This is a genomic window from Streptomyces sp. DSM 42067, from assembly GCF_055792885.1.
This window is the reverse complement of sequence record NZ_CM147706.1, coordinates 4,606,512-4,626,164: the sequence shown is the minus strand read 5'-3', so window position 1 is coordinate 4,626,164 and position 19,653 is coordinate 4,606,512. Positions and strand designations below refer to the sequence as shown.

Here is a 19,653-nt window from a genome sequence, read left to right as displayed (position 1 = left end):
TCCGGGCGGACGGCGGGAGTGTGACGACAGGGCCTAGCGGACGGTCTCCAGCACCTCGGAGGCCCCGAGGACGTCGGCGATCTCGCCGAGGGCGTCGCCGCCGTCCAGGGCGAGCAGTTCCTTCTCGTCGACGCCGAGGTCGGCCAGGATCTCCGTGTCCCCGATGGGGCCCGAGGGCATGGAATCGGCGGCTTCCACGGGCTCGTCCTCATCCTCGGCCTCGTCGGCCTCGGGCTCGCCGTCCTCGGTGCCGTCGAGGTCGAGGGCGTCCAGGTCGTCCTCGGCGTCGGGGTCCCGGCCGAGCAGTTCGTCGGTGAGCAGGATCTCGCCGTACGAGCTGCGGGCGGCGGCTGCCGCGTCCGACACGTAGATACGCGGGTCCTCCTCGCCGTCCACGCGGACGACGCCGAACCACGCGTCCTCCTGCTCGATGAGTACAAGCACCGTGTCCTCGTCGACCGAGGCGTCACGGGCCAGATCGGTCAGATCCGACAGGGTCTCCACATCGTCGAGCTCTGTGTCGCTCGCTTCCCACCCGTCTTCGGTGCGCGCGAGCAGTGCGGCGAAGTACACCGTGACTCTCCCACTGGTCCTAGGCGTGCCGGTTGGGGGTCCCCCCGGCGGAGGTTGAGGGCGGGGAGTGCAGTTCAAGCCCCGCCCAATCGGAATCGTGGCAGAAACCCGGCGTTCAGGAGAGGTCTTCCGCCCGCTGTGTCCCGCCTTGTTGTCACTCGATGGGCCTTTGGGGGGCACTGGCACCGGTCCCACTGGGCCAGGCGATACGCCGACCGTGGCGGTGCGGCTACCAGCGGAACGTACGCATGCGCATCGCCTGGCGCATCCGTGCGGCCCGGGCGCGGCGCGGCTGGACACGGTCCCGCAGCTCCCGCGCCTCGCGGAGATCACGAAGGAACTGCGCGCGGCGCCTCCTGCGGTCGGCGTCGCTCTCCCGCTGTTCCGCGTTCTGCTCCCGGTCCGGCATCGTCCCCACCACCCCAGTCCGTCCTTCCCACTTTCCCTCCGTCGGCCCGTTTGATGCCAGAGCAGGCGGGCGGCCGGGCCGGTGGACGCCGGAGCGGGCGGTCGGGCGGTCGATGCCGGAGCGGGCGGCGTCCCTGCCCCGTTAGTGTTGTGGTCATGCGTCTCCACGTCGTCGACCACCCCCTGGTCGCCCACAAGCTCACCACTCTGCGCGACCAGCGCACCGACTCCCCGACCTTCCGGCGCCTCGCCGACGAGCTGGTCACCCTGCTCGCGTACGAGGCCACGCGGGACGTGCGCACGGAGCAGGTCGACATCACGACGCCGGTGGCGAGGACCACCGGCGTCAAGCTGTCCCATCCGCGGCCGCTGGTCGTGCCGATCCTGCGGGCGGGCCTGGGCATGCTCGACGGCATGGTGCGGCTGCTGCCGACGGCCGAGGTCGGCTTCCTCGGGATGATCCGGGACGAGGAGACGCTGCAGGCGTCGACGTACGCCACCCGGATGCCGGAGGACCTGTCAGGGCGGCAGGTGTACGTCCTGGACCCGATGCTGGCCACCGGTGGCACGCTCGTCGCGGCGATCCAGGAGTTGATCAAGCGCGGGGCCGACGATGTGACGGCCGTGGTGCTGCTTGCCGCGCCCGAGGGTGTCGAGGTCATGGAACGCGACCTCGCGGGCACGCCGGTGACAGTCGTGACCGCATCGGTCGACGAGCGCCTCAACGAGCAGGGCTACATCGTGCCCGGGCTGGGCGACGCGGGGGACCGGATGTACGGGGCGGCCGAGTAGCCGGCGGCCGAGCCGTAGGAGCACCCCCGGACGGAGTCTGGGAGGCGGCGGCTCAGGTGCACGAGGCAGTGGGCGCCGGGGACGGACTGCCGAGTGCGGCCAGGGCGCGCTCGGCGTCCTGCTTCTTCGTCAGCTCCTTGAAGGCCGTACCGATGATGAGGTCGACGTCGTCGCTCTTGCGGGTATCGGTCTGCCGCTCGGCCCCCGCCAGTTGGGTGGCGAGTACCGGAAGGGCGGTGTCGGCAGCGGACTGCGGGCCGAGCAGCACCCCCGGGCCATCGACCTTCTTGTCGTACTTCTTCGTCGCGTTGCCCACCTTGCCGATGGTGAAGCCGCGCGCCTTGAGTTCGTCGGCCGTCTTCTTGGCGAGGCCGCTACGGGGCGTGGCGTTGAAGACGTTGACCGTGATCTGAGCCGGTTTCGGCACGGGCTTCGACTTCTCCGACGACGGGGTCGTCGTGGGCTTGCACTGCCGTGCCGGGCCCGCGGCGTTGGCCTTGCCGCCGCCCGAGAAGACATCGATGAGCTGCAGCGTTCCCCAGCCGATCAGGGCGACCGCGGCGGCTGAGGCGACGACCGCGAGCACGATCCTGCGTCGCCGGTTGTTCCGGCGCATACGCGGATATTTGTCCCCCTTGATCCGGTACTGGCCACCCATGCCGGGGGGAGTGAGCATGCTCATGAGCGCAGAGTAGTGCGGCTCGGCCGTGATTCCTACTAAATGATCATTGACTCGCGCCCGGTGCAACCCGAAAGGGTCAATGCGGTCGCGTGATCCATGCGGCCGCGCGATCCATGCGGTCCGTGATCCACACGGACGCGTGATCCATGCGGTCGCGATCCATGTGGCGGGGCGAGCAACCGGCCGTAGGAGGCGGCCGTGCACAGCCGGCCGTGCGAGGCGGCCGTGCCCAGGCGCGGGTGTCGGCCCTCCCCGGGGCGGGGCGCGGGCGCCGGGGTATCAGTCCAGCTCGAGGACGCGGGCGTGCAGCACCTGACGCTGCTGGAGCGCGGCCCGGACGGCGCGGTGCAGGCCGTCCTCGAGGTAGAGGTCGCCCTGCCACTTCACGACGTGCGCGAAGAGGTCGCCGTAGAAGGTCGAGTCCTCGGCAAGCAGCGTCTCGAGGTCCAGTTGGCCCTTGGTCGTCACGAGCTGATCGAGGCGGACCGGGCGCGGCGCGACGTCCGCCCACTGCCGGGTGCTTTCCCGGCCGTGGTCGGGGTACGGCCGGCCGTTTCCGATGCGCTTGAAGATCACACGGAAAGCCTACCGGGCGAGGCTCTCCGGGCGCAGCCTCGCAGGCGGAGTGCGGCGGTGGAAAATTACGGCGTAATGCCCGCAAATCGGTAACGCCCCAGCCGGGAAGCCCGGCTGACGCGAGCCGCGGCGCGCCGATCGCGTCCACGCGCGTTGACCGGGTCCTACCGGTGAGGGGGTGCTGCGCGGCGGCGGAGCCCGCGTGGAGGGAGCGGCGGAGTCCGGCCGGACGGAGCGCCGGTGCTCGCCCGGAACGGGTGCGTCCGATGAGGCCGACGGTGCGGCGGGCCCCCGGAACCGGTGCTTCCGATGAGGCCGACGGTGTCGCGGGCCCGCCGCCACGGGAGCGGATGGGCCGCCACGGGAGCGGATGGGCCGCCACGGGAGTGGAAGGGCCGCCGCGGGAGTGGATGGGCCGCCGCGGGAGTGGATGGGCCGCCGCGGGAGTGGATGGGCCGCCGCGGGAGTGGATGGGCCGCCGCGGGAGTGGAAGGGCCGCCACGGGAGTGGAAGGGCCGCCGCGGCTGGGGGCACACTCCTGGCCCCATCGCCGTACGCCATGCGGGGGGATCTTGGGCCCCGTCCGGTGCGTCGTCGCCGTACCCGGGGACATGACCTCCTATGAGCACCACCCGCTCCCGCGCCCGACGCCGTATGCGTCCATGCGTCTGGGCCAGGGTGATCGTGCTTCTGGCGCTGCTCGTCGGTACGTCCGTCACGCTGACCGATCCCGCCGGGGCCGACGCCCCGCTCCCTCTAGTGGCCGTCGTCGGCGAGGCCGGCGAGTCCACCCACGACTCGCCGGAGTCGACCCTCCGACTGCCCACCCGGCACCCCACCCATCTGCCGGACGCCCCCTCCGTGACCCGGGCCGGGGCGGTCCGTGCCCGGCTGTGGCCGCGTCCTGCCCCCGCAGCGTCGTACGTCCCCTCCGCGCTCTCCTTGCGCTGCATCGTGCTGCGCTGCTGAGCGGCGGCCCGGTCACCAGACCCCCGCCTCGCACCCGCCGGCAGAGAACGCGCGAGCGATCACGCACACGAGCAACCAGGTACGCGAGCAGTCAGGCATGCGACAACCACGGATTCGCGCATTCACGGATTCGCCCATTCACGCGTTCGCGCAATCACGCATGCGTGCACCCCCGTCTGCGAGTACCGCCCACACACAAGACACACGAGCAGAAGGACAGCACAGTCATGGCCCACGATCCCTACGCGGCTCTGCACGCACTTGTACGCGCCGAGGCCCTGCGCCACTCACACGCCGAGCCACGGCCGGCCGACCCTGAACACAAGGCCGATCCCGAGCACCCCAGGGAGCAGCAGCCCGACGAACGTGACCGCGGCTGACGCGGCACACGACGACGGCCCGGAACCGCCTGCGGTTCCGGGCCGTCGGTCACTTCGCTGTCTTTGCCGCCTTCGCCGCGGCCTTCATCTCCTGTTTGTGCGCGCGGACCTTCGCCAGGGATTCCGGGCCCGTGATGTCGGCCACCGAGCGATACGACTTGGCCTCGCCGTACGGACCCGCGGCCTCCTGCCAGCCCTCAGGGCGTACGCCGAGCTGCTTGCCCAGCAGGGCGAGGAAGATCTGGGCCTTCTGCTTGCCGAAGCCGGGCAGGTCGTTCAGGCGCCGGAGGAGTTCCCTGCCGCTGTCGACGCCGTCCCAGACGGCGCTCGCCTCCCCGTCGTAGTGCTCCACGAGGTACTGGCACAGCTGCTGGATGCGCTTGGCCATCGAACCCGGGTAGCGGTGCACGGCCGGCTTGGCGGAGAGGAGCGCGGCGAAGGCCTCGGGTTCGTACGCCGCGATCTCGTGCGCGTCGAGGTCGTCGGCTCCCAGGCGCTGGGCGATCGTGTACGGCCCGGCGAACGCCCACTCCATGGGGATCTGCTGGTCCAGCAGCATCCCGACGAGTGCTGCCAGCGGACTGCGGCCGAGCAGCTCGTCCGCTTCGGGCTGCTGGGCGAGGTGAAGGGTGACATCCATGTCCCGATGATTGCGCGCCCGCGTACGCGGCGCAGCACGCGTCCGTACGGGGTGACGCGGCGGGATCGTGCTGCAGCAGCGCACCGCGGCGGATCAGGGCGCGCGCGCAGGGACGTACTCGGTCAGCAGGAGCGCGATGTCGTCCAGGCGGTGCGGAGTGTGGCGGGCGTCGATCAGCAGACGGTCGGCCAGTTCCTCCAGGGATGAGGCGTGCGCGTGGGCCAGCGAGGATCGCAGCGCTTCGATGCCGGTACCGAGGTCCGAACCGCGTCTCTCGATCAGCCCGTCCGTGTAGAGGGCAAGGACCGAGCCGGGTGACAGGTGCAGCTCCGACTCCGGGTAGTCGGGCGCTTCCTCCACGCCGAGTATCGGGCCGCACGGCAGGTCCAGGGCCCGGGTCCGGCCGTCTGCCTCTCGTAGGAGGGGTGGGCAGTGGCCCGCGCGGACCAGGCGTGCGAGCCCGGTACGGGGGTGGAACAGGACGTAGCAGCAGCTGGCGAGGAGCCCGGAGTCGAGGCCGAGGAGCAGCCGGTTGGTACTGGCGACCACGTCGCGGGGCCGGTGTCCGGCGGTGGCGAAGGCCCGTACGGCGCTGCGCAGCTGGCCCATGAGCGCGGCCGCGGCGACGTTGTGGCCCTCGACGTCCCCGACGATCAGGGCGACACCGTCACCGGCGGGGATGGCGTCGTACCAGTCGCCGCCGATGTCCATGCCGCGGGTGCCGGGGAGGTAGCGGCCGGTGACGTGCATGTCCGGCAGCCGGGGCAGCCGGTGCGGCAGCAGGGCGTCCTGCAGGCCGCGGGCGATGGCGGACTCGGCGTCGTAGAGCCGGGCGCGTTCCAGTGCCTGTGCGATCAGCCCGCCCATCGCGGTGAGGACGCCGCGCTCCTCGCTGGGAAACCGGTGGGCGTCGTTGAAGCCGAGGATGCAGACGCCCACAGGACGGCTGGAGGCGATGAGCGGCAGGAACGCCCAGGCGCTGGAGTCGATCGCCTTGGTGTTGAAGCCGGGATAGTTCTTGAGGAGTTCCTGCCGGTCCTCGATGAACCGGGGAGTGCCGGAGGTGAGTGAGTCCGTCGCGGGCTGGCACGACTCCAGCGGTGTGCCTTCGAACTGGTCGAGGAAACCCTCCGGGTAGCCGCCCTGCCAGAGCAGGTGCAGGCGCCGTTCGTCCACCTCGAAGACCGCCAGCTTCTGGCCGCCGAACGCCGGGAGCAGCTGTTCGGCGACGGCACTGCACACCTCGCGGGCGGTGACCGCCTCGGTCAGCGCGCTGCCCATGTGGAGCACGCGGTAGAGCGAACCCAGGCGGGGGGCGGCCATTGGCGCGGAGGACGTGACGGTCGCGCCTTCCACGACGGTCGCGCCCTCTTCGGCGAGCCGCTCCGCTCCCGGCTTGCCCGTGGCCGGCGCGGCCCACCCGGTCATGCCCTGCGTGCCCGGGTGGAAGGAGAACACGAGCCAGTGGTCGGGCGGGCGGCGGACCAGGAACGAGACCGGCTTCTGGGTGATGAGGGCGGCCCGGTAACGGTCCTCGTAGACGGGGTCGGACAGCCAGGGCAGTACGTCCCAGGGGCGATGGCCGAGCAGTTCGTCCTGGCCGATCCGCAGCAGCCGTTCGAGTCCGCGGTTGGCGTAGGTGACGCGCCCGTCCGGGGCGAGGGCGAAGAAGCCGTCCGCGAGCCGTTCGATGGCGGCGACCGCGGCCAGACCGGTTCCGGTGTCGAGGACGGCGCCGACCAGGCGGGGCGGGGGGCGAGTCTCGGCCCGCCGGTCCTCGGGCACGTCGGCCGCGTGTCCCCACACCTCGACGGTCCGGTGAGCCTCGCCGTCCCTCATGCGCAGGTACTGGGCGAGGACGCGGCCCTCCTCGATCGCGACGCGGGCGGCGGAGCGGAAGCCGCGGACGTCCACGGGGTCGAGCCTGGCCTCCAGCGTGGCCGCCCGCCCGTCGAACTCATGAGGGGCGATGCCGAAGATCGCGCACATCTCGTCGTCCGCCGTGACGGCCCCGGTGTCGAGGTCCCAGTCGAACAGGCCCACCCGGACCGCCGGGCCGGAATTCACCGGGACCACCAGCGGGATGGTCGCGGCGTCCGGCCCGTCGAGCGCGCCGTGTGCGTCCAGCGCGGCGAGCGCTGCGCCGAGACGGTCGGCCACGGCGCGCAGCTGCCGTCGCTGCGTGTGCGACAGGCCCTCTCCGCCGGGCCGGGAGGCCCACACCACGGACATGGCCCCGAAGACCCGCCGGCCCGACTTCACCGGTACGGAAGCCGAGCCGAAGGGGTACGGCATGGCCACGGCGAACTGGGGGAACCGCCGTACGGTTTCGTCGGCGTCGGCCAGATGGACCGTCCGCCCGGAGCGGTAAGCCTCCGCCACGGGGAGGCCGCTGTTCACGGGGACCCGGTGCCAGCCGCCGATCAGCGAGGGCGGTGTGCCCGCTGCCGCGGTGAGCACGAGCGACCTCTGGTCGCGCGCGACCAGGAAGGCGCTTGCCGCATGCGCCCCGGTCACCTCGGCGGCCTTGATGACGGCCGCGACCAGGGCGTCATCACGTCCCGATGTCCCGCCGACGCCCTCGGCACCGGTCGGCTGCGCCCTGCGTTCCGTACCGCTGGAGCCCATGCTGCCCTCAATCGGCCACAAAACGGCTTTTTCGTAGTTTAGGCCGTTCGGGGCGCTCTGAGCCGGGCATGCGGGCCCGCGGATGTCGGGCGATGGCCGGTGGCCGTCCGGAGTTCCCGGTCTCCTCCCCGGCATCCGCTGAGACGTCCCTGAACCATTACAGAAGCGCACACGGAGGGTGTCCATCACGTTTCGAGAAAGACGGACAAGGCCCCCTTGACGCATGACAGGACATCCGGCTGTTATAACCCCCACGATGTTCGGTCAGGTTGATTTCTGGTCGATTTTGCTCTCTGCCTCTCCTTCGACACAGGTCCCTGGCTGACCCTGCCCTCAGGAGCCGTCATGCACATCTCACCCTCCGGTCTCTCCGTCCCGGGCCCGAGCCGTCGCACGCTGCTGCGCGGCATAGGTGGCGCCGCCGCTCTCGGCGCCGGCATACCCCTGCTCAGCGCCTGCGGCGGCAGCGGTGCGGCCGCCGACCCGAAGACCGTCACCCTCGGCTCCAAGGCGTCGGACCCGGTGCCGAAGAAGGCGTTCGCCGACATCTACGCGGCCTACAAGAAGAAGTCCGGCGTCACGGTCGACGTGAACACCAAGGACTCCAACACCTTCCAGGAGCAGATCAACTCCTACCTCCAGGGCACGCCGGACGACGTGTTCACCTGGTTCGCCGGGTACCGGATGCAGTTCTTCGCGGCCAAGGGCCTCGCCACCCCGATCGACGACGTGTGGAAGACCATCGGGGGCAACTTCCCCGAGGCGATGCACAAGCTCAGCAAGGGCGAGGACGGCAAGTACTACTTCGTGCCGCTGTACTCGTACCCGTGGGCGATCTTCTACCGGAAGAGCGTCTTCAAGGAGAACGGCTACGAAGTCCCCACCAAGTGGGACGACTTCGTCGCCCTGTGCAAGCAGATGAAGAAGGACGGCCTCGTCCCGATCGCCTTCGGCGACAAGGACGCCTGGCCCGCGCTCGGCACCTTCGACCAGATCAACTTCCGCCAGAACGGCTACGACTTCCACGTCGAGCTGATGGCGGGCAAGGCCTCCTGGACCGACGCCAAGGTGCGCAAGGCCTTCGACCTGTGGGCCGAGATCCTCCCCTACCACCAGGAGGGCGCCGTCGGCCGCACCTGGCAGGACGCGGCCCAGACGCTGGCCTCGAAGAAGGCCGGCATGTACCTCCTCGGCACCTTCGTGGCACAGCAGTTCACCGACAAGGCCGCCCTCGAGGACCTCGACTTCTTCGCCTTCCCGGAGATCGACCCGGCGTACGGGCAGGACACCGTCGAGGCGCCGACCGACGGCTTCATGATGAGCAAGAGCCCGAAGAACAAGGCCGAGGCGGTCAAGCTCCTGGAGTACCTGGGCACTTCGGACGCCGAGGACATCTACCTCAAGTCCGACCCGAGCGTGGTCCACGCCTCCACCAAGGCCGACACGTCGTCGTACACCGCCCTGCAGCAGAAGGCGTACGACATGATCTCCGGTGCCAAGTCCCTGACTCAGTTCATGGACCGTGACAGCCGGCCGGACTTCACCTCCACGGTGATGCAGCCCGCGCTGCAGAAGTTCGTCCGTGACCCCAAGGGCGTCGACAGCCTGCTGTCCTCGATCGAGCGCCAGAAGAAGACGATCTTCGCGTCCTCATGACCACGGAAACCACCAAGGAGATCCCGGAGGCGGCCGCCGTGCCGTCTCCGGGCGCTGCCCCCGCCACGAAGGTGCCCCACGGGCACCGCCGCCTGCTGACCCGCCGCGACCGGCTCACCCTCGGTCTGATGGCGGGCCTGCCGACCATCCTGCACATCGCCCTCGTGTGGGTGACGGCCCTCGCCTCGATCGCGCTGGCCTTCACCACCTGGGACGGCATCGGCTTCGACTCGATCAAGTGGGTCGGATTCGAGAACTTCAAGGAACTGTTCACCAACAACCCGCAGTTCTGGCCGGCCGTCGAGCACAACGTCATCTGGTTCGTCGTCCTGATCGTGATCCCGACCCCGCTCGGCCTGTTCCTGGCCGTGCAGCTGGACAAGAAGATCCGCTTCAGCAGGGTCTACCAGACCGCGTTCTTCCTGCCCGTCGTGCTGTCGATGGCCGTCATCGGCTTCGTCTGGCAGCTGATCTACAACCCTGACACCGGCCTGATCAACAGCATCATCGGGGCCAACGAGCCCGGCAAGTACATCGACTGGATCGGCGACCCGGACCTCAACCTCTGGGCGATCCTCGTCGCCGCGTCGTGGCGCCACACCGGCTACATGATGATCCTGTACCTGGCCGGCCTGAAGGGCGTCGACCCCGCACTGCGGGAGGCCTCCGCCCTCGACGGGGCCAACGAGTGGCAGACGTTCAAGAACGTCGTCTTCCCGACGCTGCGCCCCACCAACACCGTCGTCCTGGTCGTCACCATCATCGAGGCCCTGCGCTGCTTCGACCTGGTCTTCGTCTTCAACAAGGGCGCCGAGGGCACCGAGCTGCTCTCGATCCTGGTCACCAACAACATCATCGGCGAGTCCAGCCGCATCGGGTACGGCTCCGCGATAGCGGTCGTCCTGCTGCTGATCTCGCTCGTCGTGATCATTCCCTACCTGGTGGCCACCTTCCGGAAGGAGCGGCGCGCATGAGCACCGGCACCCTGACGCTCAAGAAGCGCACCCCCGTCCGCCCCGCCCGGATCCTGCTGCACGTCTTCCTCGCCGGCGCCGCGCTGGCGTGGCTGGCGCCGCTGCTGTGGGCGGTCTACTCGGCGATGCGGCCGTACGCGGAGACCAGCGAGAAGGGCTATGTCTCCTGGCCCGACACGCTGAACTTCGACAACTTCACGAACGCGTTCACGCAGTCGGACATGACGCACTACTTCGTCAACACGATGATCATCGCCGTGCCGGCGGTGCTGTTGACGCTGTTCCTGTCGTCGATGGTCGCCTTCTACGTGAGCCGCTTCGACTTCCGCCTCAACCTGGCGCTGCTGCTGGTCTTCACAGCGGGCAACCTGCTGCCGCAGCAGGTCATCATCACCCCGCTGTACCGGCTGTACCTGCTCATCGACCTGCCCGGCATCACGATGAGCGGCAAGCTCTACGACTCCGCCCTGGGCCTGGTGCTGATCCACGTCGCGTTCCAGTCGGGCTTCTGCGCCTTCGTGCTGAGCAACTACATGCGCACGCTGCCGCACGAGCTGACCGAGGCCGCGCTGGTGGACGGCGCCTCGGTGTGGCGTCAGTACTGGCAGATCGTGCTGCCGCTGTGCCGCCCGGCGATGGCGGCCCTGGCGACGTTGCTGTCCATCTGGATCTACAACGACTTCTTCTGGGCCCTCGTCCTGATCTCGACCGGTGAGAACATGCCGATCACCTCGGCGCTGAACAACCTCTCCGGGACGTACTTCACCGACCCCAACCTGGTCGCCGCCGGCGCCCTGCTCACCGCGATCCCCACGCTGATCGTGTACTTCGTGCTGCAGCGGCAGTTCGTCAGTGGGCTGACGCTGGGCGCCAACAAGGGCTGACGGCCCCTTTCTTGAAAGAGACACCCGTGCACCACCCCTTCACGCCGCTCGCCTCCGTCCCCGTGGACCCGGCCCACGCCCGCGTCCACGAGGAGGGCTGGCAGTCCTGGAGCCCCAGCGGCGCCTACGCTGTCGACGCGGCGCCGTACCGCCCGACCAACGACAACTGGGCGACCGTCTGCTACCGGCCCGGGGTCACCGTTCCGGCCGGCACCTTCCAGAGCGAAGGGCTGCTGGCGCTCGACCCGGGTGACGGCTCGCCGGTCCGGCTGTGGGCGGCCGCCGATCCGCTGCGATCCGCACCGTCGATCCGGCTCCGGATCCGTGACGGCCGTGCCGAGGTCAGCGCCGACGGGCCGGTCACCGAGCACAGCCACGAGGGCCCCGGTGGCGTCCAGGCCGCCCTCGCCGCCTGGGCGGACGGTGTCGTTCAGGCCCTCGGGCTGCCGGCTCCCCGCCCGGCCCCGACCGTGTGGTGCTCCTGGTACGAGTACTTCACCGCCGTCACCGAGGACGACATCCACGAGAACCTCGGCGCCATGGACACCCTCGGCCTGCCCGTCGACGTCGTCCAGATCGACGACGGTTACCAGAGCGCCCTCGGTGACTGGCTCACCCTCTCCGGCCGCTTCCGGTCCCGCGCCGGGCTCGCCGACACCATCCGGGAGAGCGGCCGCCGGGCCGGCATCTGGACCGCCCCGTTCCTGGTCGCCCCCGACAGCGAGCTCGCCGCCGAGCACCCGGACTGGCTGGTACGGGCCGCCGACGGCACCACACCGCTGCACGCCGGGCGCAACTGGGGCCACGACCTCCACGTCCTGGACACCACCCACCCGCACGCGGCCGGGTACCTCGTCGACGTCTTCGCGACCCTGCGCGCCGAGGGCTACGACTACTTCAAGGTCGACTTCCTCTACGCCGGGGCCATGGACGGCGCCCGCCACTCCGGCGCCGACGCCCTCACCGCCTACCGCGAGGGCATCATGCTGATACGGCAGGCCATCGGCCCCGATGCCTACCTGCTCGGCTGCGGTGCGCCGATCCTGCCGTCCATCGGGCTCTTCGACGCCATGCGCGTCAGCCCGGACACGGCCCCGTACCGCGATCCCGAGAGCGGAGACTTCAGCCAACCCGGCCAGGAGGCAGCCGAGTTCACCGGCGTGGGCCGCCAGTGGCAGCACGGCCGCTTCTGGGTCAACGACCCGGACTGCCTGATGACCCGCCCCGCCGTGGAGACACGGGCGCGCTGGGCCGCGCACGTGGAGGCCACCGGCGGCCTCATGGCCAGCAGCGACCGGCTGCTGTCCCTGGACGACTGGGGTCTGGCCACCACCCGCCGCCTGCTCACCACGTCGACGTCCCGCCTTGCCGTAGAGGGAGCCTCCCGGTGACCGCCCAGCGCACTCTCTCCGTCCCCGGCATCGCGTACGGCGGTGACTGCAACCCCGGGCAGTGGCCCGAGGAGGTCTGGGCCGAGGACATGCGCCTGATGCGCGAGGCGGGCGTGACCATGGTCAGCGTCGGTGCCGGGCGAGCTGCGCCGCAACGCCCTCGCCCATGTCGCGCGCGGCGCTGACGGCATCGCGTACTTCCAGTGGCGGGCCGCCAAGGCGGGCGCCGAGCAGTGGCACTCGGCGATGCTGCCGCACGCCGGGACGGACAGCCAGATCTGGCGGGACGTGGTCCGGCTCGGCGCCGATCTGAAGGCCCTGGCCGAGGTGCGCGGCAGCACGGGCACGGCGGAGGTCGCGATCGTCTGGGACTGGGAGCCCGCTGGGCGCTGGAGCTCCCGTCGCAGCCCAGCGGCGAGCTCCGCTTCCAGGACCTCGTACGGGACTGGTACGAGCCGCTGTGGCGGGCGGGCGTCGCCGTGGACTTCGTACGCCCCGACGCCGATCTCTCCCGATACCGCCTGGTCCTGGCCCCGAGCCTGTACCTGGTCGATGACGCGGGCGCCGCCAACCTCACCGGCTTCGCCGAGCGCGGCGGCACCCTCGCCGTCGGGTTCCACAGCGGCGCGGTCGACGAGAACTGCCATGTGCGGCTGGGCGGTTATCCCGGGGCCTTCCGGGACGCACTCGGCGTACGGACCGACGAACTCTTCCCGCTGCTGCCGGGCGAGTCACTGGGCCTGACCGGGGACGTGCCGGACGGCGCCGGCTGCACCCTGTGGTCGGAGCGGCTGCGGCTCGCGGGTGCGGAGGCGGTGGCGTCGTACGCGGAGGGGCAGCTGGCCGGGGTCCCGACGCGGCATGCACACGGGGCGGGTACGGCCTGGTACGTGGCCACGCGCCCGGACCCGGCCACGCTCGCCGCCCTCCTCGACCGCATCCGCGACGAGGCGGGGGTCCAGCCGGTCCTTCGTACGGCCGTCCCGCCCGGCGTCGAGGCGGTCCGGCGGCGCGGCACGGACGCCGACTACCTCTTCCTGATCGACCACGCCGGTGACGGCGCGGATGTCCCGGTCGCGCCCGACGCCACCGAGCTGCTGACCGGCAAGCCGACCGCCGGAGCGGTCACCGTCCCGCCCGGAGACATCGCCGTCGTACGGGAGCCGCACTCCTGAACCTGGGCGCCTGGGGGTACTCGGCCGCAGTGGATCTCGCGGGGATCGCGGGGTCCGGCCGGCCGAGTGCGCGGATGGCGGTGGACGGCATGCCTGAGCTGCCGGATGTCGAGGCGTTCCGGGAGGTTCTCGCCTCCTGCGCGAAGGGGAGGCGGATCGAGCGGGTCGACGTGCGCGACCCGGGCGTCCTGCACGGGGTCAGCGCGCGGAAGCTGCGCCGCGAGCTGGAAGGCCGGAGGTTCGCCGAGCCCGAGCGGCACGGAAAATGGCTGCTCGCCCGCACCGACTGGGGGTCCCCCCTGCCCGAGCGAAGCCGAGAGCTTGGGGGAGGGCCCACCGTCATGCTGCACTTCGGCATGACCGGGCAGCTGGTCTGCTGTGACCCCGACGACGCGCCGCATCCTCATGACCGGGTGCTCTTCACCGTGGGCCGCGACGGCGCGGACCGTGACGGCGCGGACCGTGACGGCGCGGACCGCGACGGCGTGGGCGGCGACCGCCAGCTCCGCTACCGAGACCAGCGCAAACTCCAGGGACTGTGGCTGGCCGACGACACCGGCGTGGCGCGGGTCCTGGACCGGCAGGGGCCCGACGCGATGGCGGTGGACCGCGACGCGTTCGACACCGTGCTCTCCGGGCGGCGCGGCCGCGTCAAAGCCGTGCTCACCGATCAGTCGGTACTGGCCGGTCTCGGCAATCTGCTGGCCGACGAGATCCTGTGGCGCGCGGGGCTGCACCCCGCGATCCCGGCCGCCGCCCTCACCGACGCCCAGCGCGGCCGGCTGTACAAGGACATGCGCCGCACCCTGCGGTCCTCCATCAGCGCCGGCTGCGTACCGCCCCGCAGGTCCTGGCTCACGGGCCACCGTGACGACAGCGATGCCGCCTGCCCGCGATGCGGTGAGCCACTGCGCCGGGACCGCATCGGGGGGCGCGGCACGGTCTGGTGCCCGCGGTGCCAGCCGGATGCCGCCTGACCCTGCCTGCGCGCCTTACGTCCCTGCGCGTCCAGTCCTTACGACGGACTTCTAACGACGGGCTTCTTGCGACCGACTTCTTACGACCGACGAAGCCGCCGCCGACGGCGGATGGCGCGCGTGACGACCGGCGGGAGGATGTCGGCCGCGATCCGGCGGACGGGCGCGGACCGCCGGGGCGTGGTGGCCGGAGACGCGGCGGCCACGGATGCGGAGGATCGAGGGCCGGGGATCCTCCCGGGACCGGCGGCCGGAGTGGCGGCCTCCTCGCCGTCCAGGGGCTCGTTCGCGTAGCGGGACCTGGGAGCGGCCGGGTGCGGCGGGCGGCCCGAGAAGCGCAGGACGTGCTGCCCGGCTATCTGCTGCCGGCTCATCTTGATGTCCGTGCGCCACTTCCTGTCCCCGAGCAGGTCCTCCAGGAACGGTTCCGGGTCGCCCCATGTGCCGTAGAACTTCTGTGTGGTGAGGCAGATGGGCCGCAGCCCGCTGTTGAAGACCGCCTCCCAGGTGGCCGCGGCCACGCCCGGCGTGTGCTCGGAGCGGAAGTCGTCCAGGACGACCACACCGGTCGGCAGCAGGACACTGCGAGCGGTGCCGATGTCCATCGCCACGTGCTCGTACAGATGCGACGCGTCGACGTGCACGAACCTGCAGGTGTCGGCCTCCACCACCCCGGGGACCAGCGACGTGGGGCCCTGTACGACATCGGGCAGCTTGTCGTGGAAGGCCAGGTAGTTCTGCTCGAAGGCGGCACGGGTCAGCGTCGCGTACGACTTCCGTGCCTCCGCCGCGTTGTCGCTGTCCGGCGCGTCCTCGGCGTCGAAGAGATCGCAGACCGTGAAGCGCTCACCGGGCCGCAGACAGCCGCCGGTGAAGATGGCGCTCTTGCCCATGTAGACGCCCATCTCCAGCAGGTCTCCGCGCTCCCCGAGCCGCTCCTGGCGGGAGAGGAAGCGGTCGAAGAGCACTTGGTCCAGGCTCGGGAACCAGCCCTTCACCTCGTGGAGGCTGCGTGGGCGCTGTACGGGCGGGGACGCGGAGGATGCCGTCATGGGGAGCCACGCTAGGGGGCGGAAGGCGACGCCAAGAGGTCATCCCTGTGAGTGTTCTGTGACCGCCCGAACACGTACGGCTCTCGGCGTATCACTGTGCGTACGCCGAGAGCCGTCCCCTCCTGCTGTCTACCGGGCCGTACCGAAGTCCTGGGTCCAGTAGTCGTTGGGCTGGGCGAGACCGACGCCGATCTCCTTGAACGAGCAGTTGAGGATGTTGGCCTTGTGGCCGGGGCTGGACATCCAGCCCGCCATGACCTGCTCGGGAGAGGCGTATCCGTAGGCGACGTTCTCGCCGTACGTGCTGAAGCTGTAGCCGGCACGCGTGATCCGGTCGCCGGGGGAGGACCCGTCGGAGCCGGTGTGCGACATGTTCTGGTGTTCGGCCATGTCCTCGCTGTGAGCCTGAGCGGCCTTGGAAAGGGTCGCGTTCAGGGTCACGGGGGAGCATCCGGCCTTGCTGCGCTCGTTGTTGACGAGTTCCACGATGCGAGCGACGGACCCGGAGGCCGAGGCGGGCGCGGTCGGGGTGCTCGGAGACGCGGGCGTCGCGGAGGTGGGCTCCGTGGTCTTCGGAGTACCGGCCGTGCTCGGCGTACCGGGAGACGAGGTGGTCTCGGGCTTCGGCGCGGTCGTCTTCGGAGTGCTCGGAGACGTCGTGGCCGGAGACTTCGGTGCGGAGGTCTTCGGGACAGAGGTCTTCGGGGCAGAGGGCTTCGCTGTGCTGGGAGGCGCGGTGCGGGTCTTCGACTCCGTCGAAGTGTTCTCACGGTCCCAGTTGCGGGCCCAGCGCTGCCAGTCGGCCTCCGACCCACGCTGCTGGAGGGACGCGGTCTTCTCGGCGCTGTGGAACTGACCGTCGCGTCCGTCCGGCCATTCGGTACAGGCCATGGCGACGGACGGCACCCCCACGGCGCCGATCGCGACGGCAGCGACGGTTATCCGCCGGTAGTAGTTCTTCTTGCGGTGCTTCCCCATGGGTGACCTCACTCGGTAATCGCAAAGCGCCCCTTGTGCGGCTGGTGCTCTGCGCAGACTCCGCTCCTGAACTGCGGAGACGTACTGCGGAGTCGTCATTCTTAGGACCGCTGCCAATACAGGGCAAAGGGCTCTCGTACTACCTGGCTTCGTAGCCTTTGACGGCGCTTGCCATGGGCGTACGGGCGTGCTGGCCGGAGATGCGGACGCTTCCCGGAATTCTGGCGGTCCGTCAGAAAGCCTTTATGTTCTGTAAACGGGCGAAAGTGTCGAGCGGGTGGAATGCCGGGCGGCCCGGTGCGATATGCACTCATGCCAAGACGGACAAATCCCATATGTCGGCAGAGCGGCATCTACTAATGGGCACGCTTAGTGCCGGAAGCCGGTATGACGGATGTCACGGAACCATGGATTCCGCTTGTGCGTCGGGCGCCAGGTCGTGCCCACCGGCCGCCGGCGTCGGCATCGGCGACGGCGGGGTCGCCCGCGTGCTTTCCGGTCTTTTCGGTGGTTTTCCCGTGCTGTGTGACCTTGCTGGCGCGACGCTCGCGTCGCAGGCTGGTGACATGGGTGCTGAAGGCGGCCCTACGCTCATCACGTCCGTGCAGCGGGCCTTCCGTCTGCTGGAGGCGGTCGGCGCGCACGAGGGCGGCGCCCCGGCGAAGCAGCTGGCACGCGAGACCGGCATGCCCATCGCCACCACGTACCACCTCCTGCGCACTCTGGCGCACGACGGGTATGTGCAGAAGCTCGACGACGGCGGGTTCGTACTCGGCGACAGGCTGCACGGACTGCAGACGGGAAGCCGCGGCCAGGCGCTGCTCAGCCGTATCCGCCCGACCCTCACCGCACTGCGGGACCAGCTGTCGGCCGCCACCTATCTGACCTTCTACGAGGAGGGCGAGATCCGCGTCGCCGAGATCGTCGACAGCCCCAGGGCGCCGCGGGTCGATCTCTGGGTGGGGTTCGAGGACGCGGGTCACGCCACCGCGCTGGGCAAGTCCGTGCTGCGCGAGCTGGACGAGGAGTCCCGCAACGACTACCTGTCCCGGCACCCTCTCGCCGACCTCACCCCGCGCACCATCACCCAGCGTGCCGAACTGCTCCGCAGGCTCGACTCGGATCCGGCCACTCCCACGGTCATGGACCTGGAGGAGTACACCCTCGGTACGGTCTGCGTCGCGGTGCCCGTCTACAGCGGGAACACGCTCGGCTCGCTCGGTGTCTCCGTTCGGGCGGACCGTCTCTCTCGCATCGACCGGGTGCGGGAGCGTCTGATCCCGGCGGCAGGCCGTGTGACGCGGGGCCTGTCGCTCACTATCTGAAAAATCTCGCTTGTGGCAGGGCACGAAGACCTTGTTTTCTGGATGAAACGGACATTCGTGTGTGTTGTCGCCACCGGACGAGGATTCCGTCGGGCGCGAACCGCGGCCGGCGGGCATTCCGTCGGTGAGGCACTCCAGCAGGTGACGATTTTCGGAGGGGCATGAGCCAGGCGGATCATCAGCGTGATCGTCGGCCGGCGTGGTTGTTCACGAAGCGACCGGCCGGCCGCGGGCGGCGCCCCGGCGGCGGCTCGGGGGCACTCGTCGCCGCCGGTGCGCCCGTACTGATCGTCTTCGCCGTCGTGATCCTCTGCTTCGTCGGCGGCGCCCGGCTGTGGCTGCCGGTGCTACCCGTCGGTCCCGCGCTGGCCGCCGCCATCAGCCGGCCGCGGGCCGTCGTGTGCGTCGGATTCCTCGCCTCCGCCCTGGGAGCCCTGCTCGGAACCCTGGACGGCATGTCGGCCTGCGACCTGGCGGTCGTGCTGGCCACCGTGGTGGCCGTCACCCTCGCGAGTGGCCTGGCCAGCGCACTGCGCGGGCGCCGCGAACGGGTTCTGGCAGCCGTACGTTCGGTTGCCGAGGCCGCCCAGCACGCGCTGCTGAGGCCCGTGCCCGCGGCCGTCGGCCCGTTCCAGGTGGCGGTCCGCTACAGCGCCGCCGCGGCGGAGGCCCGGATCGGCGGCGACCTCTACGCGCTGGTGCCCACGCCGTACGGGGTCCGGCTGATCGTCGGCGATGTGCGCGGCAAGGGCCTGCCCGCGGTGAGCACCGCCGCGCTGGTGCTCGGTGTCTTCCGCGAGGCGGCGTACGACGAGCCCGACCTCCTCGACGTCGTCGCCAGGATCGAACGGAGCCTGGCGCGCAACCTCGCGGCCGACGACTTCGTCACCGCCGTGGTCGCGGGATACCCGAAGGACGGGCGCATGGAGCTGGTGAACTGCGGGCACGCCCCGCCGCTGCTGGTGCGCGACTCCGAGGTCACAGCCGTCGAGCCGTCCCGTCCGGCCCCGCCGCTGGGGCTGGGGGCCCTCGGCGGCGAGACCCCGGCCCTCCACATACTGCCTTTCGACGACGGGGACCAGCTTCTGCTCTACACCGACGGGGTCACCGAGGCCCGCGACCACGGCCGCGAGTTCTATCCGCTCAGTGAGCGGCTCGCGCGGCATGTCGCCGACGATCCGTCCCATACCGTCGCCGCACTCCACGAGGAACTCCTGACGCATGTGGGCGGCCGCCTGCACGACGACGCGGCGCTGATCATGCTGCGGAAGCCGGTGGGATCCGGGGCGGCCTGGGCGGCGGACTCCGCGGCAGGAGAGGGGACGTCCGGGGAGGGGACGTCCGGAGAGGGGACGGTCGGCTCCGGCGAGGGGACGGTCGGCTCCGGGGCGGGCGTCGCCTGGTCCCGGGAGGGTGGTGCCCGGGGCAGGGCTTTCGGTTACGGCGTGGGGCCCCAGGAGTTCGATGCAGGGGCCGCCGCCGGATTCGGGGTGAACGCCGCAGGGTTCGGGGCTGGGCCCGACGTATTCGGGGTCGGGGCCGCCGAGGGCGATGGCGGAGATCAGTGGCTGCCTCGGCTGCCGCGTACGCCTT

At 70.6% G+C, this 19,653-nt stretch carries 17 protein-coding genes and 2 pseudogenes; 11 read left to right on the top strand and 8 right to left on the bottom strand.

From position 1 onward, the window contains the following. Positions 1-33: 33 nt before the first annotated feature. Both ACSMXV_RS21235 and ACSMXV_RS21230 read right to left on the bottom strand, forming a co-directional pair. The gene (locus tag ACSMXV_RS21235; protein ID WP_473172919.1) at positions 34-573 is read right to left on the bottom strand and encodes a tRNA adenosine deaminase-associated protein; all 540 of its coding nucleotides are present in this window, start codon (positions 571-573) and stop codon (positions 34-36) included. Between the two features lie 229 nt (positions 574-802). Continuing rightward, positions 803-982, bottom strand: coding sequence for a hypothetical protein (locus tag ACSMXV_RS21230; protein WP_473179015.1), 180 nt, complete (start codon positions 980-982; stop codon positions 803-805). Positions 983-1,137: 155 nt separating this feature from the next. Between ACSMXV_RS21230 and upp the strand changes: the two genes are divergently transcribed. After that, positions 1,138-1,773, top strand: a complete 636-nt coding sequence (gene upp / locus ACSMXV_RS21225; RefSeq protein WP_181661036.1) for a uracil phosphoribosyltransferase — start codon at positions 1,138-1,140, stop codon at positions 1,771-1,773. A gap of 52 nt (positions 1,774-1,825) precedes the next feature. Here the strand turns inward: upp and ACSMXV_RS21220 are convergent, their stop codons facing one another. Together ACSMXV_RS21220 and ACSMXV_RS21215 are read right to left on the bottom strand one after the other, a co-directional pair. Then, a complete protein-coding gene (locus ACSMXV_RS21220) occupies positions 1,826-2,455 on the bottom strand; it encodes a LytR C-terminal domain-containing protein (protein WP_473172918.1) in 630 nt (209 codons plus the stop codon). A 279-nt stretch (positions 2,456-2,734) separates the two neighbouring features. Further along, a complete protein-coding gene (locus ACSMXV_RS21215) occupies positions 2,735-3,031 on the bottom strand; it encodes a type II toxin-antitoxin system VapB family antitoxin (RefSeq protein ID WP_003999914.1) in 297 nt (98 codons plus the stop codon). 621 nt (positions 3,032-3,652) lie between these two features. Between ACSMXV_RS21215 and ACSMXV_RS21210 the strand changes: the two genes are divergently transcribed. Together ACSMXV_RS21210 and ACSMXV_RS21205 are read left to right on the top strand one after the other, a co-directional pair. After that, a complete protein-coding gene (locus ACSMXV_RS21210) occupies positions 3,653-4,000 on the top strand; it encodes a hypothetical protein (RefSeq protein ID WP_473172917.1) in 348 nt (115 codons plus the stop codon). Between the two features lie 227 nt (positions 4,001-4,227). Further along, on the top strand, positions 4,228-4,380 hold the full coding sequence (locus ACSMXV_RS21205; RefSeq protein WP_473172916.1) for a hypothetical protein: 153 nt from the start codon (positions 4,228-4,230) through the stop codon (positions 4,378-4,380). Positions 4,381-4,429: 49 nt separating this feature from the next. Here ACSMXV_RS21205 and ACSMXV_RS21200 read toward each other — a convergent pair whose 3' ends face one another. Further along, positions 4,430-5,020, bottom strand: coding sequence for an HhH-GPD-type base excision DNA repair protein (locus ACSMXV_RS21200; RefSeq protein ID WP_473172915.1), 591 nt, complete (start codon positions 5,018-5,020; stop codon positions 4,430-4,432). 93 nt (positions 5,021-5,113) lie between these two features. Continuing rightward, a complete protein-coding gene (locus ACSMXV_RS21195; protein WP_473172914.1) occupies positions 5,114-7,648 on the bottom strand; it encodes a SpoIIE family protein phosphatase in 2,535 nt (844 codons plus the stop codon). A 345-nt stretch (positions 7,649-7,993) separates the two neighbouring features. Here ACSMXV_RS21195 and ACSMXV_RS21190 point away from each other — a divergent pair, with 345 nt between their 5' ends. From ACSMXV_RS21190 to ACSMXV_RS21165, 6 genes and pseudogenes are all read left to right on the top strand, one after another. Further along, the gene (locus ACSMXV_RS21190; protein WP_473172913.1) at positions 7,994-9,304 is read left to right on the top strand and encodes an ABC transporter substrate-binding protein; all 1,311 of its coding nucleotides are present in this window, start codon (positions 7,994-7,996) and stop codon (positions 9,302-9,304) included. After that, a complete protein-coding gene (locus tag ACSMXV_RS21185) occupies positions 9,301-10,278 on the top strand; it encodes a carbohydrate ABC transporter permease (RefSeq protein WP_473172912.1) in 978 nt (325 codons plus the stop codon). The genes ACSMXV_RS21190 and ACSMXV_RS21185 overlap by 4 nt, the downstream gene beginning before the upstream one ends. Further along, the gene (locus tag ACSMXV_RS21180; RefSeq protein WP_473172911.1) at positions 10,275-11,162 is read left to right on the top strand and encodes a carbohydrate ABC transporter permease; all 888 of its coding nucleotides are present in this window, start codon (positions 10,275-10,277) and stop codon (positions 11,160-11,162) included. Before ACSMXV_RS21185 ends, ACSMXV_RS21180 begins: the two co-directional genes overlap by 4 nt. Before the next feature lie 26 nt (positions 11,163-11,188). After that, positions 11,189-12,553, top strand: coding sequence for a glycoside hydrolase family 36 protein (locus ACSMXV_RS21175; protein ID WP_473172910.1), 1,365 nt, complete (start codon positions 11,189-11,191; stop codon positions 12,551-12,553). Positions 12,554-12,679: 126 nt separating this feature from the next. Next, positions 12,680-13,728 (top strand): annotated as a pseudogene (locus ACSMXV_RS21170) (beta-galactosidase); the annotation flags it as partial. Between the two features lie 89 nt (positions 13,729-13,817). Continuing rightward, entirely contained in the window at positions 13,818-14,705 is an 888-nt protein-coding gene (locus tag ACSMXV_RS21165) for an Fpg/Nei family DNA glycosylase (RefSeq protein ID WP_473172909.1), read from the top strand. An 80-nt stretch (positions 14,706-14,785) separates the two neighbouring features. Here the strand turns inward: ACSMXV_RS21165 and ACSMXV_RS21160 are convergent, their stop codons facing one another. Further along, positions 14,786-15,757, bottom strand: coding sequence for a class I SAM-dependent methyltransferase (locus tag ACSMXV_RS21160; RefSeq protein WP_473172908.1), 972 nt, complete (start codon positions 15,755-15,757; stop codon positions 14,786-14,788). Between the two features lie 129 nt (positions 15,758-15,886). Then, entirely contained in the window at positions 15,887-16,735 is an 849-nt protein-coding gene (locus tag ACSMXV_RS21155; protein ID WP_473172907.1) for a CAP domain-containing protein, read from the bottom strand. 566 nt (positions 16,736-17,301) lie between these two features. On the opposite strand from ACSMXV_RS21155, the gene ACSMXV_RS21150 reads away from it, so the two are divergent. Together ACSMXV_RS21150 and ACSMXV_RS21145 are read left to right on the top strand one after the other, a co-directional pair. Continuing rightward, a complete protein-coding gene (locus ACSMXV_RS21150) occupies positions 17,302-18,060 on the top strand; it encodes an IclR family transcriptional regulator (RefSeq protein ID WP_473172906.1) in 759 nt (252 codons plus the stop codon). A gap of 161 nt (positions 18,061-18,221) precedes the next feature. Then, positions 18,222-19,361, top strand: a pseudogene (locus ACSMXV_RS21145) (PP2C family protein-serine/threonine phosphatase); the annotation flags it as partial. Positions 19,362-19,653 lie beyond the last annotated feature (292 nt).

What these genes read in the sequence shown, in the direction of transcription:
- ACSMXV_RS21230 (WP_473179015.1), bottom strand. Translation starts at nt 982, where the DNA reads ATGCCGGACCGGGAGCAGAACGCGGAACAGCGGGAGAGCGACGCCGAC.
- upp (WP_181661036.1), top strand. Translation starts at nt 1,138, where the DNA reads ATGCGTCTCCACGTCGTCGACCACCCCCTGGTCGCCCACAAGCTCACC.
- ACSMXV_RS21220 (WP_473172918.1), bottom strand. Translation starts at nt 2,455, where the DNA reads ATGAGCATGCTCACTCCCCCCGGCATGGGTGGCCAGTACCGGATCAAG.
- ACSMXV_RS21210 (WP_473172917.1), top strand. Translation starts at nt 3,653, where the DNA reads ATGAGCACCACCCGCTCCCGCGCCCGACGCCGTATGCGTCCATGCGTC.
- ACSMXV_RS21205 (WP_473172916.1), top strand. Translation starts at nt 4,228, where the DNA reads ATGGCCCACGATCCCTACGCGGCTCTGCACGCACTTGTACGCGCCGAG.
- ACSMXV_RS21200 (WP_473172915.1), bottom strand. Translation starts at nt 5,020, where the DNA reads ATGGATGTCACCCTTCACCTCGCCCAGCAGCCCGAAGCGGACGAGCTG.
- ACSMXV_RS21195 (WP_473172914.1), bottom strand. Translation starts at nt 7,648, where the DNA reads ATGGGCTCCAGCGGTACGGAACGCAGGGCGCAGCCGACCGGTGCCGAG.
- ACSMXV_RS21190 (WP_473172913.1), top strand. Translation starts at nt 7,994, where the DNA reads ATGCACATCTCACCCTCCGGTCTCTCCGTCCCGGGCCCGAGCCGTCGC.
- ACSMXV_RS21185 (WP_473172912.1), top strand. Translation starts at nt 9,301, where the DNA reads ATGACCACGGAAACCACCAAGGAGATCCCGGAGGCGGCCGCCGTGCCG.
- ACSMXV_RS21180 (WP_473172911.1), top strand. Translation starts at nt 10,275, where the DNA reads ATGAGCACCGGCACCCTGACGCTCAAGAAGCGCACCCCCGTCCGCCCC.
- ACSMXV_RS21165 (WP_473172909.1), top strand. Translation starts at nt 13,818, where the DNA reads ATGCCTGAGCTGCCGGATGTCGAGGCGTTCCGGGAGGTTCTCGCCTCC.
- ACSMXV_RS21160 (WP_473172908.1), bottom strand. Translation starts at nt 15,757, where the DNA reads ATGACGGCATCCTCCGCGTCCCCGCCCGTACAGCGCCCACGCAGCCTC.
- ACSMXV_RS21155 (WP_473172907.1), bottom strand. Translation starts at nt 16,735, where the DNA reads ATGGGGAAGCACCGCAAGAAGAACTACTACCGGCGGATAACCGTCGCT.
- ACSMXV_RS21150 (WP_473172906.1), top strand. Translation starts at nt 17,302, where the DNA reads ATGGGTGCTGAAGGCGGCCCTACGCTCATCACGTCCGTGCAGCGGGCC.